Annotated in this window: 13 protein-coding genes; 1 reads left to right on the top strand and 12 read right to left on the bottom strand. The window is 57.3% G+C overall.

Going from position 1 to position 17,126, the window contains the following annotated elements; all coding sequences use genetic code 11:
• Positions 1 to 71: 71 nt before the first annotated feature.
• The 12 genes from rsmB to ABH899_RS02850 all read right to left on the bottom strand — a co-directional run bounded on the left by rsmB (position 72) and on the right by ABH899_RS02850 (position 15,159).
• A complete protein-coding gene (gene rsmB, locus ABH899_RS02905) occupies positions 72 to 1,556 on the bottom strand; it encodes a 16S rRNA (cytosine(967)-C(5))-methyltransferase RsmB (RefSeq protein WP_369994082.1) in 1,485 nt (494 codons plus the stop codon).
• A gap of 141 nt (positions 1,557 to 1,697) precedes the next feature.
• Positions 1,698 to 2,669: a methionyl-tRNA formyltransferase gene (gene fmt / locus ABH899_RS02900; RefSeq protein WP_369993841.1), complete on the bottom strand. Its 972-nt coding sequence runs from the start codon at positions 2,667 to 2,669 to the stop codon at positions 1,698 to 1,700.
• A 2-nt stretch (positions 2,670 to 2,671) separates the two neighbouring features.
• Positions 2,672 to 3,154 carry a peptide deformylase gene (gene def, locus ABH899_RS02895; protein WP_369993838.1) on the bottom strand — a complete coding sequence of 161 codons (483 nt, stop codon included), beginning with the start codon at positions 3,152 to 3,154 and terminating at the stop codon, positions 2,672 to 2,674.
• 168 nt (positions 3,155 to 3,322) lie between these two features.
• Complete coding sequence (gene priA / locus ABH899_RS02890; RefSeq protein ID WP_369993837.1) at positions 3,323 to 5,899, bottom strand: primosomal protein N'; 2,577 nt, start codon at positions 5,897 to 5,899, stop codon at positions 3,323 to 3,325.
• The gene (gene coaBC / locus ABH899_RS02885) at positions 5,884 to 7,161 is read right to left on the bottom strand and encodes a bifunctional phosphopantothenoylcysteine decarboxylase/phosphopantothenate--cysteine ligase CoaBC (protein ID WP_369993835.1); all 1,278 of its coding nucleotides are present in this window, start codon (positions 7,159 to 7,161) and stop codon (positions 5,884 to 5,886) included. Before coaBC ends, priA begins: the two co-directional genes overlap by 16 nt.
• Before the next feature lie 164 nt (positions 7,162 to 7,325).
• Positions 7,326 to 7,538 carry a DNA-directed RNA polymerase subunit omega gene (gene rpoZ / locus ABH899_RS02880; RefSeq protein WP_369993833.1) on the bottom strand — a complete coding sequence of 71 codons (213 nt, stop codon included), beginning with the start codon at positions 7,536 to 7,538 and terminating at the stop codon, positions 7,326 to 7,328.
• A gap of 9 nt (positions 7,539 to 7,547) precedes the next feature.
• Positions 7,548 to 8,180, bottom strand: coding sequence for a guanylate kinase (gmk, locus tag ABH899_RS02875; protein ID WP_009672638.1), 633 nt, complete (start codon positions 8,178 to 8,180; stop codon positions 7,548 to 7,550).
• Positions 8,170 to 8,430: an extracellular matrix/biofilm regulator RemA gene (gene remA, locus ABH899_RS02870; RefSeq protein ID WP_009672664.1), complete on the bottom strand. Its 261-nt coding sequence runs from the start codon at positions 8,428 to 8,430 to the stop codon at positions 8,170 to 8,172. The genes gmk and remA overlap by 11 nt, the downstream gene beginning before the upstream one ends.
• Before the next feature lie 31 nt (positions 8,431 to 8,461).
• Positions 8,462 to 9,346, bottom strand: a complete 885-nt coding sequence (locus ABH899_RS02865) for a YicC/YloC family endoribonuclease (protein ID WP_369993829.1) — start codon at positions 9,344 to 9,346, stop codon at positions 8,462 to 8,464.
• Between the two features lie 32 nt (positions 9,347 to 9,378).
• Entirely contained in the window at positions 9,379 to 11,271 is a 1,893-nt protein-coding gene (locus tag ABH899_RS02860) for a bifunctional homocysteine S-methyltransferase/methylenetetrahydrofolate reductase (protein WP_369993826.1), read from the bottom strand.
• A 109-nt stretch (positions 11,272 to 11,380) separates the two neighbouring features.
• Entirely contained in the window at positions 11,381 to 12,217 is an 837-nt protein-coding gene (gene dapF / locus ABH899_RS02855) for a diaminopimelate epimerase (protein WP_369993824.1), read from the bottom strand.
• A 161-nt stretch (positions 12,218 to 12,378) separates the two neighbouring features.
• Positions 12,379 to 15,159 carry a calcium-translocating P-type ATPase, SERCA-type gene (locus ABH899_RS02850; protein ID WP_369993822.1) on the bottom strand — a complete coding sequence of 927 codons (2,781 nt, stop codon included), beginning with the start codon at positions 15,157 to 15,159 and terminating at the stop codon, positions 12,379 to 12,381.
• A 174-nt stretch (positions 15,160 to 15,333) separates the two neighbouring features.
• Here ABH899_RS02850 and ABH899_RS02845 point away from each other — a divergent pair, with 174 nt between their 5' ends.
• Entirely contained in the window at positions 15,334 to 17,091 is a 1,758-nt protein-coding gene (locus ABH899_RS02845; RefSeq protein WP_369993819.1) for an Rqc2 family fibronectin-binding protein, read from the top strand.
• The last annotated feature ends 35 nt before the right edge of the window (positions 17,092 to 17,126 follow it).

Here is a 17,126-nt window from a genome sequence, read left to right as displayed (position 1 = left end):
TCCTCCCGAACGATATCGCAATGCCGGACCGGGACTGCTTCCTCACCCATCCCGTTCTTTTTATCCGCAGCTTACGCCAAGCGCCGGATCCGGGCGATAAAGAAGCCGTCCGTCCCGTACTGGTCCGGCATAATCGAGATCATGCCCGAAGCCGCCTGCTCCAGAGGCGCGGATTCCGGCCAGCCTGTTGTCGGAATCGGATCAAGGACAAACTTGGGATGAGCCTCCAGGAAGCGGGCCACCGCGTCCTCGTTCTCCGTCCGCTCGATTGTACATGTGCTGTAGACAAGCACACCGCCGGGTTTGAGCAGACCGTGAACAGCCTCCAGGATGCTCTGCTGGACGGCCGCGATCCCGGCGATGTCCTCCTCCCGCTTGCCCCATTTCAGGTCGGGCTTCCGGCGGATGACGCCGAAGCCCGAACAGGGAGCGTCAAGCAGGATGCGGTCAAACGAGGCCGGCTCGAATTCCCCGGCAAGTTCCCTGGCATCCTTCACCAAGGTGCGGACCGACTTCAGGCCCAGCCTCTGGGCCTGTTCGTCGATCAGCCGCTTTTTGTGAGGATGCAGGTCGCAGGCCCACACCGTGCCGGTGTCGTCCATCTTCTCCGCGATGTGCGCCGTTTTGCCGCCCGGAGCGGCACAGCAGTCCAGGACGGTCATGCCTGCCTCCGGCCGAAGCGCTTCGGCAACGAGCATGGAGCTTTCGTCCTGGATGGAGTAGTCGCCCTGGCCGAAGCCCGGCGTCAGCGCCATGTTTCCGCCCGAGGATACGACAATGCCGGCGGGCGACAGTGCCGAAGGCTCGGCGTCGAATCCGCCCAGCCGCAGCTGCTCCAGCAGCGCATCGGGATGCTGGCGGCGTGTATTCGCGCGGATGCTGATGTGCGGCGGTTCGTTGTTCGCCTTGCAAATGCGCTCGCACGCTTCGGCACCGTACTGCAGGGTCCAGCGCCGGACCAGCCACTCGGGATGGGAATGTTCGAGCGAAATGCGCTGGGTGTCCGTCATCCCTTGCGGAAGCGTCAGCTCCGCACGCTGGCGGATAGCACTGCGCAGCACGCCGTTGACCATGCCGGAGATGCCCTGATGGCCACGACGCTTCGCTATGTTAACGGCTTCGCTGACAACCGCGTGGTCGGGCACACGTTCCAGATACAGGAGCTGATACAAGCTCATCCGGAGCAGACTGCGTACCCAGGGCTGAAGCTTGCCGAGCCCCTTGGTCACCAGTTTCGCCAAGTAATAGTCGATTGTATTCCGTCTCTGGATCGTTCCGTACACAATTTCCGTAGCCAGAGCGGCATCCGGACGCGGGAGATCCGCTTCGCGCAGTATCTGATTCAGCTTGAGGTTGCTGTAGGAACCCGCTTCCTCGACGCCTGTCAACACGCTGAGCGCAGCGTCGCGCGCCGATTTTTTTACATTCTCTCGTTTCGGCTTTGCGGCCTGGCTGTTTCTCCGGTCGGTCCGAGAGCGGCTTGCCGGACCGCTGTCGCCCCCGGCTTGTCCCTTCCGGTTATCCGGCTCATTTTTTTTCACGGGACTTGCACACATCCTTTGCTTATTAAAATCGTACGTATGCGGCTCCTGCTTTAGAATCATCGCTTGGCAGGGACTTATGCATCGTTTACGGAAAAACGCAGGAACCGTCGGTCATTCACCGAAAATTCCTGCGCATTGCGTGCCACGCGTCTGCTATTCACCCAAAACGGTGCCTTTCTCCATGGAGCTTCCCCGTACAAGCTGGGCCGCTTCCATGGCCTTCTTGCCGGCAGGCTGGACATTCAGCAGTTTCAGGCTTCCGTCGCCCGTAGCCACTTCGATCCCGTCTTCGTCCGCTCCGATAACCGTGCCTGGCTTAAGCCCTGCGCCGGCCGAGCCTTCCGACGTTCTATCCGCGCTTGGCGCGAGGTCTTCGGGCTTTTTGCACACCCATACTTTCAAGATTTCCCCGTTCCAGGTTGTATAAGCGCCCGGAAAAGGATTTAATCCGCGAACCAGATTCCAAATCTCCTTGGAAGACCGGTTCCAGTCGATTTTCTCGTCTTCGCGGTTGATATTCGGCGAGTATACCGCTTGCGAATCATCCTGCGGAACAGCCTGGACCGTACCCGCAATCAATTCGGGCAGCGTACGCTTAAGCAGATCTGCACCCGCCAGGCTAAGCTTGTCGAACATCGTGCCGGTCGTATCGTCATCCCCGATAGGAACTTCAATCTTGCTGATCATATCTCCCGTATCCAGCCCTACCGCCATGTACATGATGGTAACGCCCGTCACCTGCTCGCCCTGTATGATTGCATGGTGAATCGGAGCGCCCCCCCTGTATTTCGGCAGAAGGGAGGCATGGATATTGATGCAGCCCAGGCGGGGAATGTCGAGCACCGCCTTGGGCAGGATTTGGCCATATGCGGCCGTCACGATAAGATCCGGTGCTATTCTCCGGATTTCATCGACCGTGTCGGACGTGCGCAGCTTCTCCGGCTGAAACACCGGGATGCCGTGCTTCTCGGCCTCCACTTTGACGGGAGGCGGCGTCAGCACGCGCTTGCGTCCTTTCGGACGGTCCGGCTGTGTAACGACGGCAGCTACTTCATAGCCGCCCTCGATAAGCGCCCTCAGGGAAGGTACCGCGAAGTCCGGGGTTCCCATAAAAATCAGCTTCACGATTAGCGGTCCTCTTTCTCTTCGAGTTCAGGGCGGTACAGACGGATCGCCAGATCCGTGAACAGAACACCGTTCAAGTGGTCCACTTCGTGCATGATGCAGCGGGCCAGCAGTTCTTCGCCTTCAAGCTCGAACTCTTCGCCGTTGCGGTCCTGGCCTTTCACTTTCACTTTGAAGGGGCGCTTGACCTCTCCTTCGAGTCCCGGAATACTCAGGCAGCCTTCCGGTCCGATCTGCTCGCCGCTTTGTTCGACAACGACCGGATTGACGATCTCAATCAGTCCGTTCTCGTCTCCCACGTCCATCACGATGACACGCTTGAGAATGCCCACCTGCGGAGCGGCCAGGCCGACGCCCGGCGCATCGTACATCGTATCCGCCATATCGTCGAGCAGTTTATGGAGGTTGGAATTAAATTTCGTTACCTGTTTGGCGGTTTCCCGCAGCACAGAGTCTCCTTCTTTAACAATCATGCGAATGGCCATTCCATCCACCTGCTTTCTTTAAAGTCATTCTATGAGGGCAAGGGCCTTAGCCCTTGAATGGGTTTAAGAGATCCGTATGAGTTTCCCGCCGCTTATATACGCGTTAATCGGCACGGGCATCCATCCGGTTCTGTCTTACACCGGGCTTTCCGTTCCGGAACACGCGGACTACATGAGCATTTGAGGATCGACATCCACGCTGATCGTCAGCTTATCTTTCGTCGTCCTCTCGGCAAATTCATCCAGAACCTTGGCCACAATACGGGAAGCGGACGCCTCCCCACGATATTTTACCACGCATTGGAACCGATATCTATCCTTGATCCTCGGAATGGGCGAAGCGACCGGACCCAGCACATTCATAAAAAAGTCCTCCCCCGTACCGGACGCAAAAACGTTCTCCTGCTCGGCGGCCCCGAGCTCCCGGAGACGCTGGGCCACCGCTTCCGCGGTCCGGACCAGAAGCGGCACCTGCTCGTGGGTCAAGGTGATGAGAATAAGCCGGCAGTACGGCGGATAGCCGAGCTTCCGGCGGTGCGGAAGCTCCTCCTCCACGAAACCTTCGTAATCGTGGCGGCTCGCCGTAATGACGCTGTAGTGCTCCGGCGTATACGTCTGGACGAACACTTCGCCGGGTAGTTGATGGCGCCCAGCCCGCCCCGCCACCTGCGTAAGCAGTTGGAAGGTTCGCTCGGCGGAACGGAAGTCGGGCAGGTTCAGCACTGTATCGGCCGCGATAACGCCGACAAGGGTAACATCGGGGAAGTCCAGTCCTTTGGCGACCATCTGGGTGCCGAGCAGGACGTCCGCCTGTTTGTTGCGGAACATCGTCAGCCACTTCTCGTGAGAACCTTTCTCCGTCGTCGTGTCCACATCCATCCGGATGACGCGGATGCCGGGAAAGAGCTTCACGAGCTCCTCCTCGACCCGCTGGGTTCCGGTTCCGAAATGCCGGATATGCTCCGACCCGCAATCGGGACACAGCTCCATCTGCCTTTCGGCATAGCCGCAATAATGGCAGCGCAGCGTCCGCGACACCTGATGATACGTCAGCGAGATATCACAGTGCGGACAGCCGGCTACATAGCCGCACGTCCTGCACATGACGAATGTCGCGTATCCCCGGCGGTTTAGCAGGAGAACCGTCTGCTCGCCTTTGAGGAGCCGTTCCTCCAGCCCCCGGTGAAGAAGCCGGCTGAACATGGACCGGTTCCCGCTGCGCAGTTCCTCCCGCATATCGACGATATGCACGGGCGGAAGAGGGCGTCCGGCAACCCGGGATTTCATTTTGAGCAGCTTGTATTCCGGCTTGCCCCCGGGGGCCGCCTTCGTTTTCTGAATGCTTTCAAGCGAAGGAGTCGCCGATCCCAGTACCACGGCCGCTCCGTTATAACGGGCTCTCCAGGCGGCGATATCCCGTGCGTGATATTTCGGGCTCTCTTCCTGTTTGTATGAAGATTCATGCTCTTCATCGATGATAATCAGACCCAGCTTCCGGAACGGGACGAACACGGCCGAACGGGCCCCGATGACAACCCGGACCTGGCGTCTCATAATTTTGCGCCATTCGTCGTAACGCTCTCCCAGCGACAGCCGGCTGTGCATCACGGCGACCTCGTCTCCGAAGCGGCCTTTAAACCGCTCCACCATTTGGGGAGTCAGTGAAATCTCCGGCACGAGCACGATCGCTTCCCGTCCCTGTTCCAGACAACGGCTGATGGCCTGCAGGTACACTTCCGTCTTCCCGCTGCCTGTCACCCCTTGGAGCAAGTAAACCTGGTGGCTGCGGCTGTCCAGCGTGGCGGCAATGTCGTCATAAACGGACTGCTGTTCCCGCGTCAGCGGCAGCGGCTTCGTTTCTTCAAAATGGCGGTTCGCATACGGGTCCCGCATCACTTCTACTTCACGCAGGCCAATCCAGCCTTTGTCCGCGAGTCCTTTTACCGTACCGGCGCCGACCTGGAGCTTGTCCATCAGTTCCGTCAGGCGGATCGGCCGGGGGTTCTTATGCAAATAGCGCAGAACCTCTTTCTGCTTATGGGAGCGGGCAGGAAGTTCTTCCGCGATGGCCAGCAAATCGGCGGAACCGCCCGATCCCGGAGCGTTGCCGGACGTCCCGGCAGCCTGGGTTTCCGTCGCGGCTTCCGAAACTTCGGGGGCTCCGGACGGAAATACCGTCAGAGCTTTCTTCGTCGCGAGCCTGTCCTTCATCCCCTGGGTTTCGACAAGCTGACCCTCGTCCAGCATTTGACGGATCAGCCCGCCGTCTTCCGGAAAGGCATCCAGAAGGTCTTCCATCTTCGCCTTTCCTTTTGAGCGCAAATAATTCAAAATGTTCTCCTGGGCCGGCAGCAAAAGCAGAAGCTCCGTTCCGCCCGCGCTTCCTGCTTCCGCGGCTTGAACGAAGCGTTCATACTTGGCTTTCAGCGCCCCGGGAAGCATGGCTTGCAGAGCGGTTACTTCGTGGCACAAATACGTGCTGCTCATCCAATGCCCCAGCTGTACCAGTTCTTCCGTCAAAGGAGGAACGGCGTCCAGCACATGACGGATCGCTTTCAGTCTTTTGGGATCGACCGTTGTCGTTTCGTGAAGTTCCACCACAAACCCCTGCAGCACACGGGGACCGAAAGGAACGCCGACACGGCTTCCTACTTCAACCCAGCCCTGCAGAGACGGGGGCACCGAATAATCGAATGCCCGGTTCGTCTGCTTGGCGGGGACATCGACTATCACTTTGGCGAACATGGCGTTTCCCCTTTGTCTGCCCCCGGTTCCTCAGCGTCCGGTTCCGGAGTCTCCACTCCCTGCTGCCGCATCTGCTGACGGCTGGCCGCCAGCCGGACGATATGTTCGGCTATGGCATCCTTGGTCATCATGGGCGGCGCTTCCACAAGACCGCCGGCATCGAAGATGCGCACCACATTGGTGTCCGTTCCGAAACCCGCTCCTTGCATGGAGACATCGTTGGCGACAAGCAGGTCGCATTTTTTACGCAAAAGCTTATCGAGCGCATACTCGTCCACCCGTTCGGTTTCCGCCGCAAAACCGACCACGAACTGACGGTTTTTGGCTTCTCCGAGAGCTTGAAGGATGTCGGGATTTTTAACAAGCTCGATCGTAAGGGTATCCCCGGTTTTTTTCATTTTCTGCTCGCGCTGTTCCAAAGGACGGTAATCGGCGACCGCAGCCGCTTTGAAAACGAGATCCGTCTTCTCAAAACGGGCCATCACCTTGTCGTACATATCCAGAGCGGATGTGACGGATACTCTTTCGACGCCCGGAGGCACGGGAAGTGAAGAAGGTCCGCTGACGAGCGTGACGTTGGCTCCGAGCCGCTTGGCCGCCTCCGCAATAGCGTAGCCCATTTTGCCGGAAGAATCGTTTGTAATGTAACGCACGGGATCGATGCGTTCGACCGTCCCTCCGGCCGTCACCAGCACGTTCCGGCCTTGAAGCGGTGTGTCCGGCTGAAAATACGCGGCGATCCGCCCGAAAATTTCCTCGGGTTCGGCCAAACGTCCTTTCCCGACATACCCGCATGCCAATTGGCCGGTTCCGGGTTCCACAAACAGAACGCCTCTTTCTTGCAGCACTTTCATGTTGCCCGCGACTGCCGGATGCGTGTACATGTGCACGTTCATGGCAGGAGCCACCATCACCGGGGCCGTCGTAGCGAGAAGCGTCGTGCTGAGCATATCGTCCGCCAGCCCGTGCGCCATTTTCCCGATCATGTTCGCCGTCGCCGGAGCGACCACAACCAAATCCGCCCGATCGGCCAGATCGATGTGGGAAATAACGGCCGCTTCCTTCTCGTCGAACGTATCTACGGCTACCGGCTTGCGGGTCAGCGACTGGAAAGTCAGCGGCGTAATGAACTCGATCGCGGACTTCGTCATAATCACCCGCACGTCCGCCCCTGCCTGACTCAGCTTGCTGCAAAGCGCAGCCGCCTTATAAGCGGCTATTCCCCCGCATACGCCGACTACGATTGTTTTACCTGATAACATCGGCAGTTCCCTCCCGGCAAGAAAAAAATAACAACCGCAATGGGTTGTCCTGATATCCGGTATACTTGCACCCCGCTCTTATTCAGGATCGCAGCATCCGGTTGTATACATAGAACGGCAGTCACAGGGACTGCCGCTTTGGGCCGAACGGACCGCTTGGGATCCTATTCGTCTTCTTTGGTTTCGATCTTCTCGTACTTCACAAGATCTCCGTACAATTCTTCCAGGGCCACTCCAACCTGCTTGTGGGATTTAATATCCTGCAGGTGGGTATGCGTACCGTCTCTAAGAGATCTCGCACGCTTAGCGGCGGCAACTACGAGCGAATATTTGCTATCCACTTTGTCGAGCAGTTTATCAATTGAAGGATACAGCATACTTGTCGTTCACTCTCCGATCCATTGTTCCAATCTGGGTAAAATCCGGTCGCACTTACAATGTTCAGCCATAAGAATGGACTGGATTTTGTAGCAAGCTTTGTGTACCTCGTCATTGACGATACCATAATCGTAATGCCGCATCAAACGAATCTCATCGACAGCCACGGACATGCGGCTGCGGATAATGTCGTTCGTTTCCGTACCGCGAGTCACGATACGGTTCTCCAGCTCGGCCAGAGAAGGCGGAATCAGGAAGATAAAAGTCGCCTCAGGAAACTTCTCCTTGACCTTCAAAGCGCCCTGCACTTCGATTTCCAGGATAACGTCCTTGCCGGAGGCGAGCGTTTCTTCCACAAAGCGGCGAGGAGTGCCGTAATAATTGCCCACGTACTCGGCATGTTCCAGCATCTCGTCGGAAGCGATTAATTGTTCGAACTGGTCTTTCGATTTAAAAAAATAATTGACACCCTCCACTTCGCCTTCTCTAGGCTTGCGGGTTGTGGCGGAAACAGAATAGACCAGCTCCGGCGACATCTTGCGAAGCGCGGAACACACGGTTCCTTTGCCGACGCCCGAAGGGCCCGAAAGCACGATCAGAATTCCTCTATCCCGTTCCAGTGTATTTGTATTACTCGTCATGATCATCGTCCTTGTTAGAAAGTCGGTGAGCAACGGTCTCCGGTTGAACCGCAGATAGGATCACATGGTCGCTGTCCGTAATGATGACGGCGCGGGTTCTTCTCCCGTAAGTCGCGTCAATCAGCATATGGCGGTCGCGCGCCTCCTGAATGATCCTTTTAATCGGAGCGGATTCGGGGCTTACGATCGAAATGATACGGTTTGCCGAAACAATATTACCGAACCCGATGTTGATCAATTTGATGGCCATTGAGTTTCCTCCTCGTGACACCGTCAGCGGTTCACTCGATATTCTGTATTTGTTCTCTCATTTTCTCCAATTCGGCTTTCAGCTCAATGACCCTGCCTGACACTTCAATGTGTCCCGCTTTGGAGCCGATGGTGTTTGCTTCGCGGTTCATTTCTTGAATGAGAAAATCGAGCTTGCGACCGACAGGTTCCCGGGAACCGAGCAGCTGCCTAAATTGGCTGATGTGGCTGTGCAGCCGGGTCATCTCTTCGTCCACATTGGAGCGGTCCGCAAACAAGGCTATCTCGGCTGCGAGCCGCTGTTCATCTACCGGAACTTGATCCGTCAGCAGCTCCTGAATCCGCTGCCGCAGCTTCACGGCATATTCCCGGACGACTTCAGGGGCGTAACGTTTCATTTCGACATTGAGATCTTCAATCATCGTCAGCCGGACGGCCAAATCTTCCGACAGGTGGGAGCCTTCTTTCTCCCTCATGCCGTTCAGCTCGGCCAGAGCTCCTTCCGTGCAGGCAACCAAAAGATCGGCGAGCGCATCGTCGTCCCCCTCGCGCTGCTCGGAAATGGCAAGCAAATCCGGCAGTTTGAGGAGATCCGACAGATGCAGCTCCCCGGCTAAGCCATGCTTCTGGCGAAGCTGCTCGGCAGCCTGCATGTATCCGTCCACGAGCGCCCAGTCGACTGTTACCGATTTATTAGAAGCGGAGTCCCGCTCAATCGTCACAAAGCAATCGGCACGGCCGCGTTTAATGAAGCGGAGCACCGTTTTCTTGATGGTGTCTTCGTAGGCCATCCATTCTTTCGGCATACGCACAGAGATGTCGCAATAGCGGTGATTCACGGTTTTGATATCAATCGACACCCGGTAGCCTTGCGAAGAAAGCGAGGCATGCCCGAATCCGGTCATACTTCGTATCATATAGGGGCTCACATCCATTAACCTATTGTAATTCATTTTAAAAGGGGGGACAAGAGCAATTCACGGCGCTCGGCTTTTTGCCAGACGTACTGTGTAAGCTGCACGCTCATGTCGTAAAACAGGAACGGTGTCATGAAATAAATGCCATTAAACAGAGGCATTGCAGCATCAAGCAGTTCTTTGGCGATAGCCACGCCTTCTTTGCGCCCCTCTTCCCCTTCGAGTCCCGTCATTCTGGCGCGCACTTCGTCCGAAAGCTGGATACCCGGAACCTCGTTGTGCAAATACTCCGCGTTCCGGCCGCTGGCCAGAGGCATAATGCCTACGAAAACGGGAACATCCAGATGCTTGGTCGCCTCGTGCATGCGTTCGATCAGCTTCGGATCATAGACGGGCTGGGTCATGATATAATCGGCGCCGGACTCGATCTTCCGTTCCAGTCTTTGGACCGCCTTGTCCAAATATTTCACGTTCGGATTAAAAGCCGCGCCGACAATGAAATTGGCTTTCTTCTTGAGCGGCTTGCCCGAAAAAGCGATGCCTTCGTTGAGCTGTTTGATCATGCGGATCATTTCGAACGAAGTCATGTCATAGACGGAGCTTGCGCCCGGCAGATCGCCGAATCTCGCGGGATCTCCCGTCACGGCGAGCACGTGATCGATCCCCAGCGCGTGCAGGCCCATCAGGTGGGACTGCGTGCCGATGCTGTTGCGGTCGCGGCAGGCGATGTGAATGAGCGGACGCGCCCCGTGCTGTTCTTTAACGAGCATGCCGAGCGCAAGATTGCTCATCCGCGTCACGGCCAGTGAATTGTCGGCCATCGTAATAGCGTCCACATGCACGTCCTGGAGGGCCTTCGTCCCTTCCATGAACTTGCCGATATCCAGGTCGCGCGGAGGGTCCAGCTCCACGATAACCGTATGGCGCTGTTTCACAAGGTCGACCAGAGTAGGTTCGACATCCGCCTCCCGGACGGACGTCTGCGGAGCGGCTTCGGTCACGACGGCCCGTTCCGCTGCGGAAACGGATTCCGCCGCATATACTTCGCTCCGGTTCGGCTCGTAGCCCTGGAGAGCCTTGACCATAGCCGCGATATGCTCCGGTGTCGTTCCACAGCAGCCGCCGATGATCCTGGCGCCTAAATCGGCAAAGCGCAGCGCGCTTTCTGCAAAATACTCCGGCGTCGCGGCATACGAATAACGGCCGTCCACGTAGTCCGGAATACCCGCGTTCGGGAATACCGAGAACGGGATGTCGCTCAGTTGGGCGACTCCCTGGAGGGAGCGCAGAATGCCGTTGGGACCCGTACGGCAGTTAAATCCGATCACATCGGCCCCTTCCTCTTTCAGGCGGAGGAACGCGTCCTGCAGGGAAATACCGTCGTGTGTCGTGTTGATTCCTTCGGTAGCGAACTGGCAGATGACGGGAATCGAGCTGAGCTGACGGATCAGACGCAGCGCGATAAGCATCTCCTCAAGATCGTAGAACGTCTCCAGCAGCAGCCCGTCCACCTGAGTATCAAGCAGCACGAGAATTTGTTCGCGCAGCGCATCCTCGACATCCGACGTGCGGACGTTCTTGCGCATGCCCGCCCGGATCGGGCCGATCGCTCCGACCACGTAAGCATCCTCGCCGACCGAACTGCGGGCCAGCTCGACGCCGGCCCTGTTGATGGCCTCGACTTCCTGCTCAAGGCCGTATTTGGATAATTTTTCCCTATTTGCGGAGAAAGTATTCGTTTCAATAAGCCGGGCACCGGCTTCATAATAGCGACGGTGAACGTCGGCAACCACTTCGGACTGAATCAGGTTAAGCTCCTCGTAGGAAATTCCGACGGGAAAGCCCTGCTGATATAAGTAGGTCCCCATCGCTCCGTCCCCGATAAGGATCTTCTGCGCAAGCACCTGGCGGAGTTCCGGTTTCATGTTCTTCCCACCCCATCAAAATAGTACATTTACTTTAACACAAACGACCCGCAAACTTAAAGGCTTTTTACGTTCTAAAGTAAAACCGGCGGCTTCGCGCCGCCGGCCGTTACTCTTCGACTTTTCCTTTGTAAACCTCCGCGGCCGGCCCGGTCATATACACCCGGTTGTCGGCCTCGTTCCATTCGATCAGCAGATCGCCGCCTTTAAGCGAAATCGTGGCGGTGCGATCCGTTTTGCCCGTCAAAACGAGAGCGACGAGCGTAGCGCACGCTCCGGTTCCGCAGGCCAGCGTCGGCCCCGCTCCCCTTTCCCATACGCGCATATCCGCGTAATCTCTGGAGCGGACCGTCACAAACTCGACGTTGGCCTTGTTCGGAAACAGCGGATGCCGCTCCAGCAGAGGCCCCCAGGCGGCCAGATCGAAGCTCCGCGCGTCTTCCACGTCGATGACACAGTGCGGATTGCCCATCGAAACCGCCGTAAACGTGAAGGTCCGCCCTCCCGCTTCGATCGGCTGGTCGATCACCCGCTCGGCGTCGATCGTCGTCGGGATTTCGAGACCTTGAAGCACAGGCTCTCCCATATCGACGCGAATCGCTTTGGCGATGCCCTTCTCCGCGGTCACATGCACCTGCTGCACGCCGGCTCCGCGCGTTTCGACGGTGATGGCTTCTCTTTTGCCGGGGTCCCGGTCGTACACATATTTGGCGACGCAGCGGATCGCGTTGCCGCACTGCTCCGGTTCACTTCCGTCCGAATTGATGATGCGCATCTGCACGTCCGCTTTCTCGGAGGGCAGAATGAACACCAGCCCGTCGGCGCCGATCCCGAAATACCGGTTGCACCAGCGGACAGCGAGTTCCGCTACATTCTCAGGAAGTTCTTTATAGCCGGACAACACGATAAAATCGTTGCCCAGACCGTTCATTTTCGTAAATTCCATAAGGGTTCCCTCTCGCTAAATCGATGTAATGTCATTCCCTTTATCATAGCGTAAAAGAATATGTCTGGCTATCGCCAGTTTCCCGCAAAAAAGAAAAACCCGTGACGGCCTCGGCCGTTTAACGGGTTTGAAAACTTTCCGGGCGATCCGGCTTGCGGGGATTACCGGAAACTCGGCTTGGAGCTGTACTTCGACGTTTTTTTCTTGGAAGGATTCTGCATGACGCTCCCCAGCCCCATCAGGAAGGTTGGAATACCTGCCGCAACCAGCACGATGATCCAGTCTTTGAAGCCGAGCGGAACGGTTTTGAAAATAGGCTGCAGCTGCGGGGTATACATCACGCCCAGCATCAGAACGAGCGAAGACAGGACCGCCAGGACCAGATATTTGTTCTGAAGCGGATTGCGGTGAAAAATGGAGCGCGAGCTGCGGCAGTCGAACACATGGATGAGCTGCGCCATAACGAGCGTCGCGAAGGCAACGCTTTGCGCCTTGACGAGATGCTGGGCATCTCCGGGGTTTTCCCGCAGCACGAGCCAGAAAGCGCCCAGCGTGCATATGCCGATAAGAAATCCTCTGGAAATGATTTTCCATCCCAAACGGCGTGCGAAAATGTTTTCTTTGGCCGAGCGGGGCTTGTGCTGCATCAGGTCTTTTTCCGCCTGATCGACGCCAAGCGCCATCGCGGGCAGGCCGTCCGTCACCAGATTGACCCACAAAATCTGAATCGGGATAAGCGGCAGCGGGAGCCCCGCCATCATGGCGAGGAACATCGTCAGGATTTCGCCGACATTGGAAGCGAGCAGATACCGGATGAACTTCCGGATATTCTCGTAGATTCCCCGGCCTTCCTCGATAGCCGCCACGATCGTCGCGAAGTTGTCGTCGCTGAGCACCAGGGACGACGCTTCCTTCGTCACGTCCGTGCCGCTTATTCCCATGGCGATGCCGATATCCGCCGCCTTGATGGCCGGCGCGTCATTGACTCCGTCGCCCGTCATCGCGACGACATGGCCTTTGGCCTGGAGCGCTTTGACGATGCGGAGCTTGTGCTCCGGCGAAACGCGGGCGTAGACGTAGATATCGTCTACTTTGCTTTCGAGCGCCTCGTCGTCCATGGCCGCAAGCTGGTGGCCGCTGATGCACATCCCCCCGGCCGGGAGCATCCCGAGCTGCTTGGCGATGGCTTCCGCGGTCGTCAGGTGATCCCCGGTGATCATCACCGTCTTGATGCCGGCCTTGCGGCATTTGGCCATCGCTTCACGGACTTCGCGGCGCGGCGGATCGATCATGCCGGCCAAGCCTACGAAGACGAGCCCGCGCTCGGCATCCTCGTGATCCTCGCACGACTCCGTCGGCTTCAGCTCCCGGTAAGCCGTTCCCAGCACGCGGAGCGCCGAACGCGCCATCCCTTCGTTCGCGACCATCACTTTGGCTTTCAGCGTGGATGTGAACGGAATCACCTTGTCGTCCCATAAAATGTAGGAGCAGTGCTGCATGAGCACATCCGGCGCTCCTTTGGTCATCACGAGCTTGCGGCCTCCGCCGGAGACGATAACCGACATCCGCTTTCTTTCGGAGTCGAAAGGGAACTCCGCCAGCCGGCCGAACTGCGGATTCAAGACTTCGTGCGTAACGCCGGCTTTAGCGGCCAATACGACAAGAGCGCCTTCCGTCGGATCTCCCTTTACGTTCCATACTGTATCCGGCAGTTCGTCTTTGCCGCGCTTTTTCTTGACCGGTTCCGTTTCCTCTTTATAAAGGACGGCATTGCTGCACAAAGCCGATACCTGAAGAAACTGGCGCAGCATCGAATTTTTGGCGGGATTGACTCTTGTGCCGCCGTCGCTGATCTCGCCTTCCGGCGTGTACCCGTCTCCGCTCACTTCCAGCAGGCTGCCGCCGACCCACAGATGAGTCACCGTCATTTTGTTCTGGGTCAGCGTCCCCGTCTTGTCCGAGCAAATCACGGAAGCGCAGCCGAGCGTTTCGACGGAGGGCAGCTTGCGGACGATCGCCTTGCGTTTGATCATGCGCTGTACGCCAAGAGCCAAAGCTATCGTAACAATGGCGGGCAGTCCTTCCGGAATGGCCGCTACGGCCAAACTGACTCCCGCGAGAAACATCGCATAAGGAGGCTGTCCGTGCACGATACCGGCGACAACCACCATGACTGTCAAGCAGAGCGCTACGACGATCAGAATCTTGCCGAGCTGCTCCAGCCGGTGCTGCAGCGGGGTTTCAAGCGTCTCCGTATTTTGGATCAGGTCGGCGATCTTCCCCATTTCGGTCTCCATGCCGATCCGCACGACCGCGCCCTTCCCCGTCCCCCGTGTAACCATCGTGCCCATAAATGCGAGATTCCGCTGATCGCCGATCGTCACGGTGTCTGAGCTTAAGGGATCGACGGTTTTTCCGACCGGAACAGACTCGCCCGTCAGGGCGGATTCCTCCACGTAGAAGCTATTCGCTTCGATGAGCCGGATATCCGCGGGAACCCGGTCTCCGCTCTCCAGGAGGATGATATCCCCGGGAACCAGGTCACGGGCGGGGATCGTATGCAGTTCGCCACCGCGCATTACCTTGGCTCCCGGCGCCGAAAGTTCTTTCAAGGCACGGAGTGAACGCTCCGCGCGGAATTCCTGTATAAACCCGAGAATTCCGTTCATGATGATAATGGCGACGATGGTTATCGCGTCCAAAAATTCGCCGAGCAGTCCCGATACGAGTGTGGCGCCCATCAATACGAGAACCATAAAGTCTTTGAACTGGTTTAAAAACAAAGTGACTGGCGAAACGCTTTTTCCTTCGGACAGTTCATTGCGGCCGGCTTCGGTCTGCCTGTTGTCCGCTTCTGCCGATGACAGACCTTCGGACGGATGAACGCGCTGCGTCTGCAGGACTTCATCCGCCGTCATCTGGTACCATTCTTTCTGACTCATCACCGTTTCCCCTCCCGGTTACTTTCAGGTGCAAGACCCGCTTCTCTTGCTAAATGTATTCAGACAAGCCGCAAAATATCCCAGCTTGTACGGCGCTTCTAAAGAAAGAACTTAAAATTTCCTCGCATTTATGGCATGATAGAATGTAATGAACTTGGATAGGAGACTTTCATCATGGCATTAGACGGACTGGTCCTCCATGCAATCGTGCACGAGCTGCAGGAATGTGTAGGAGGCCGGATAAATAAAATACATCAGCCTACGGGCAGTGACGTGGTTATGCAGATCCGCGCCCGCGGTCGTTCGCTTAAACTTCTTCTCTCCGCGAATCCTACCTATCCGCGGATGCACGTGACGGAAGGGCAGTACTTGAATCCTCAGGAAGCCCCCATGTTCTGCATGCTGCTCCGCAAGCACTGCGAAGGCGGCATCATCGACTCCATCGAGCAGGTCGGGCTGGAGCGGATCGTTCACTTCCGTGTGCGCCAGCGCGACGAGCTCGGGGATGTGAGCACGAAAACCATCGTCGTGGAGATCATGGGCAGACACAGCAACCTGATTCTTATGGACCCTTCCACGGGCACCATCCTGGACGGCATTCATCACGTGACGCCGGCGATCAGCTCTTATCGCATCGTCATGCCCGGCAGCGCCTACGTGGAGCCGCCGGCTCAGGACAAAACGAATCCGCTGGATACGAGCGAAGCCGTGTTCCGCCGGAGCATGAGCGCGGGAATCGGGGAAGACGCCGCTCCGGAGAAGCAGATGCTCGCTTCCTTCAGCGGCCTGAGCCCCCTTGCGGCGCGGGAAATCGTCTACCGCAGCGGAACCCGGCTCGGCGTGCCGTACGGCGAGGACGCGCTCGCCCCGCTGTGGCAGTCTTTCCGCAGCGTGACGGACGCGGTGCGCGAGCGGCGGTATTCCCCCGTCATCGTTGAAGAAACGAAGACGGGCAAGCTTTTCTTCTCGGTCATGGAACTGACCCAGATCGAAGGCGAGTCCCGCGTGTTCCCTACCGTCAGCGAGTGCCTGGAAAGTTACTTCGGGGACAAGGCGGAGCGCGACACCGTCAAGCAGCGTGCCGCCGATCTCGTTAAGCTTTTGCAGAACGAGAAAGCCAAAAATATCAAGAAAATGGATAAACTTCAGGAAACGAAGGAAGAAGCGAAAGACGCGGACCGTTTCCGCGTTATGGGAGAACTGCTTACGGCCCATCTGCATCAAATCCGCAAAGGGGATAAAACAGCCGTTGTGGTCAACTATTACGACGAAGCCCAGCCGCAGCAGAGCATAGCGCTCGATCCCCTGCTTAATCCTTCGGAGAATGCGCAGCGCTATTTTAAACGGTATACAAAAAGCAAAAACAGTTTGGCCTACGTAGAAGAGCAGATGAGCCAGACCGAGATGGAGATCCAGTACCTCTCCTCGCTTCTGCAGCAGCTCGGTTCCGCCTCGATGCGGGATATCGCGGAAATCCGGGATGAGCTTGCGGAGCAGGGTTATGTGCGTGAGCGCCATACGAAAGGCAAGCGCAAGAAAAAATCCGATAAGCCGTCCGTGGCCTGCTTCACGTCGAGCGAAGGCGTTCCGATCTACGTCGGCAAGAACAATACCCAGAATGACTATGTGACGAACCGGCTTGCGAGCGCCGGAGATACTTGGCTGCACACGAAGGATATCCCGGGCTCGCACGTAGTGATTCGCAGCCAGTCGTTCGGAGAAGCCACCCTGCACGAGGCGGCCCAGCTTGCCGCTTATTTCAGCCAGGCGAAGGAATCGAGCTCGGTTCCCGTGGATTATACCCTCATCCGCCACGTGCATAAGCCGAGCGGCGCCAAGCCGGGATTCGTCATTTACGAACAGCAGAAAACGCTGTTTGTGACCCCGGACGATCAGTTGATCAAGCAGATGCCGCAGACCGTGAAGGCTTAAAACAAGGACAACGCCCCCGGCGAGTACGCAGTTCC

It is taken from the genome of Paenibacillus sp. RC84, assembly GCF_041260495.1.
Taxonomy (GTDB): Bacteria; Bacillota; Bacilli; order Paenibacillales; family NBRC-103111; genus Paenibacillus_F.
The sequence above is the reverse complement of the archived record's forward strand: the minus strand, read 5'-3'. Positions and strand labels throughout refer to the sequence as shown.

What these genes read in the sequence shown, in the direction of transcription:
- rsmB (WP_369994082.1), bottom strand. Translation starts at nt 1,556, where the DNA reads ATGTGTGCAAGTCCCGTGAAAAAAAATGAGCCGGATAACCGGAAGGGA.
- def (WP_369993838.1), bottom strand. Translation starts at nt 3,154, where the DNA reads ATGGCCATTCGCATGATTGTTAAAGAAGGAGACTCTGTGCTGCGGGAA.
- priA (WP_369993837.1), bottom strand. Translation starts at nt 5,899, where the DNA reads ATGTTCGCCAAAGTGATAGTCGATGTCCCCGCCAAGCAGACGAACCGG.
- coaBC (WP_369993835.1), bottom strand. Translation starts at nt 7,161, where the DNA reads ATGTTATCAGGTAAAACAATCGTAGTCGGCGTATGCGGGGGAATAGCC.
- rpoZ (WP_369993833.1), bottom strand. Translation starts at nt 7,538, where the DNA reads ATGCTGTATCCTTCAATTGATAAACTGCTCGACAAAGTGGATAGCAAA.
- gmk (WP_009672638.1), bottom strand. Translation starts at nt 8,180, where the DNA reads ATGACGAGTAATACAAATACACTGGAACGGGATAGAGGAATTCTGATC.
- remA (WP_009672664.1), bottom strand. Translation starts at nt 8,430, where the DNA reads ATGGCCATCAAATTGATCAACATCGGGTTCGGTAATATTGTTTCGGCA.
- ABH899_RS02865 (WP_369993829.1), bottom strand. Translation starts at nt 9,346, where the DNA reads ATGATACGAAGTATGACCGGATTCGGGCATGCCTCGCTTTCTTCGCAA.
- ABH899_RS02860 (WP_369993826.1), bottom strand. Translation starts at nt 11,271, where the DNA reads ATGAAACCGGAACTCCGCCAGGTGCTTGCGCAGAAGATCCTTATCGGG.
- dapF (WP_369993824.1), bottom strand. Translation starts at nt 12,217, where the DNA reads ATGGAATTTACGAAAATGAACGGTCTGGGCAACGATTTTATCGTGTTG.
- ABH899_RS02850 (WP_369993822.1), bottom strand. Translation starts at nt 15,159, where the DNA reads ATGAGTCAGAAAGAATGGTACCAGATGACGGCGGATGAAGTCCTGCAG.
- ABH899_RS02845 (WP_369993819.1), top strand. Translation starts at nt 15,334, where the DNA reads ATGGCATTAGACGGACTGGTCCTCCATGCAATCGTGCACGAGCTGCAG.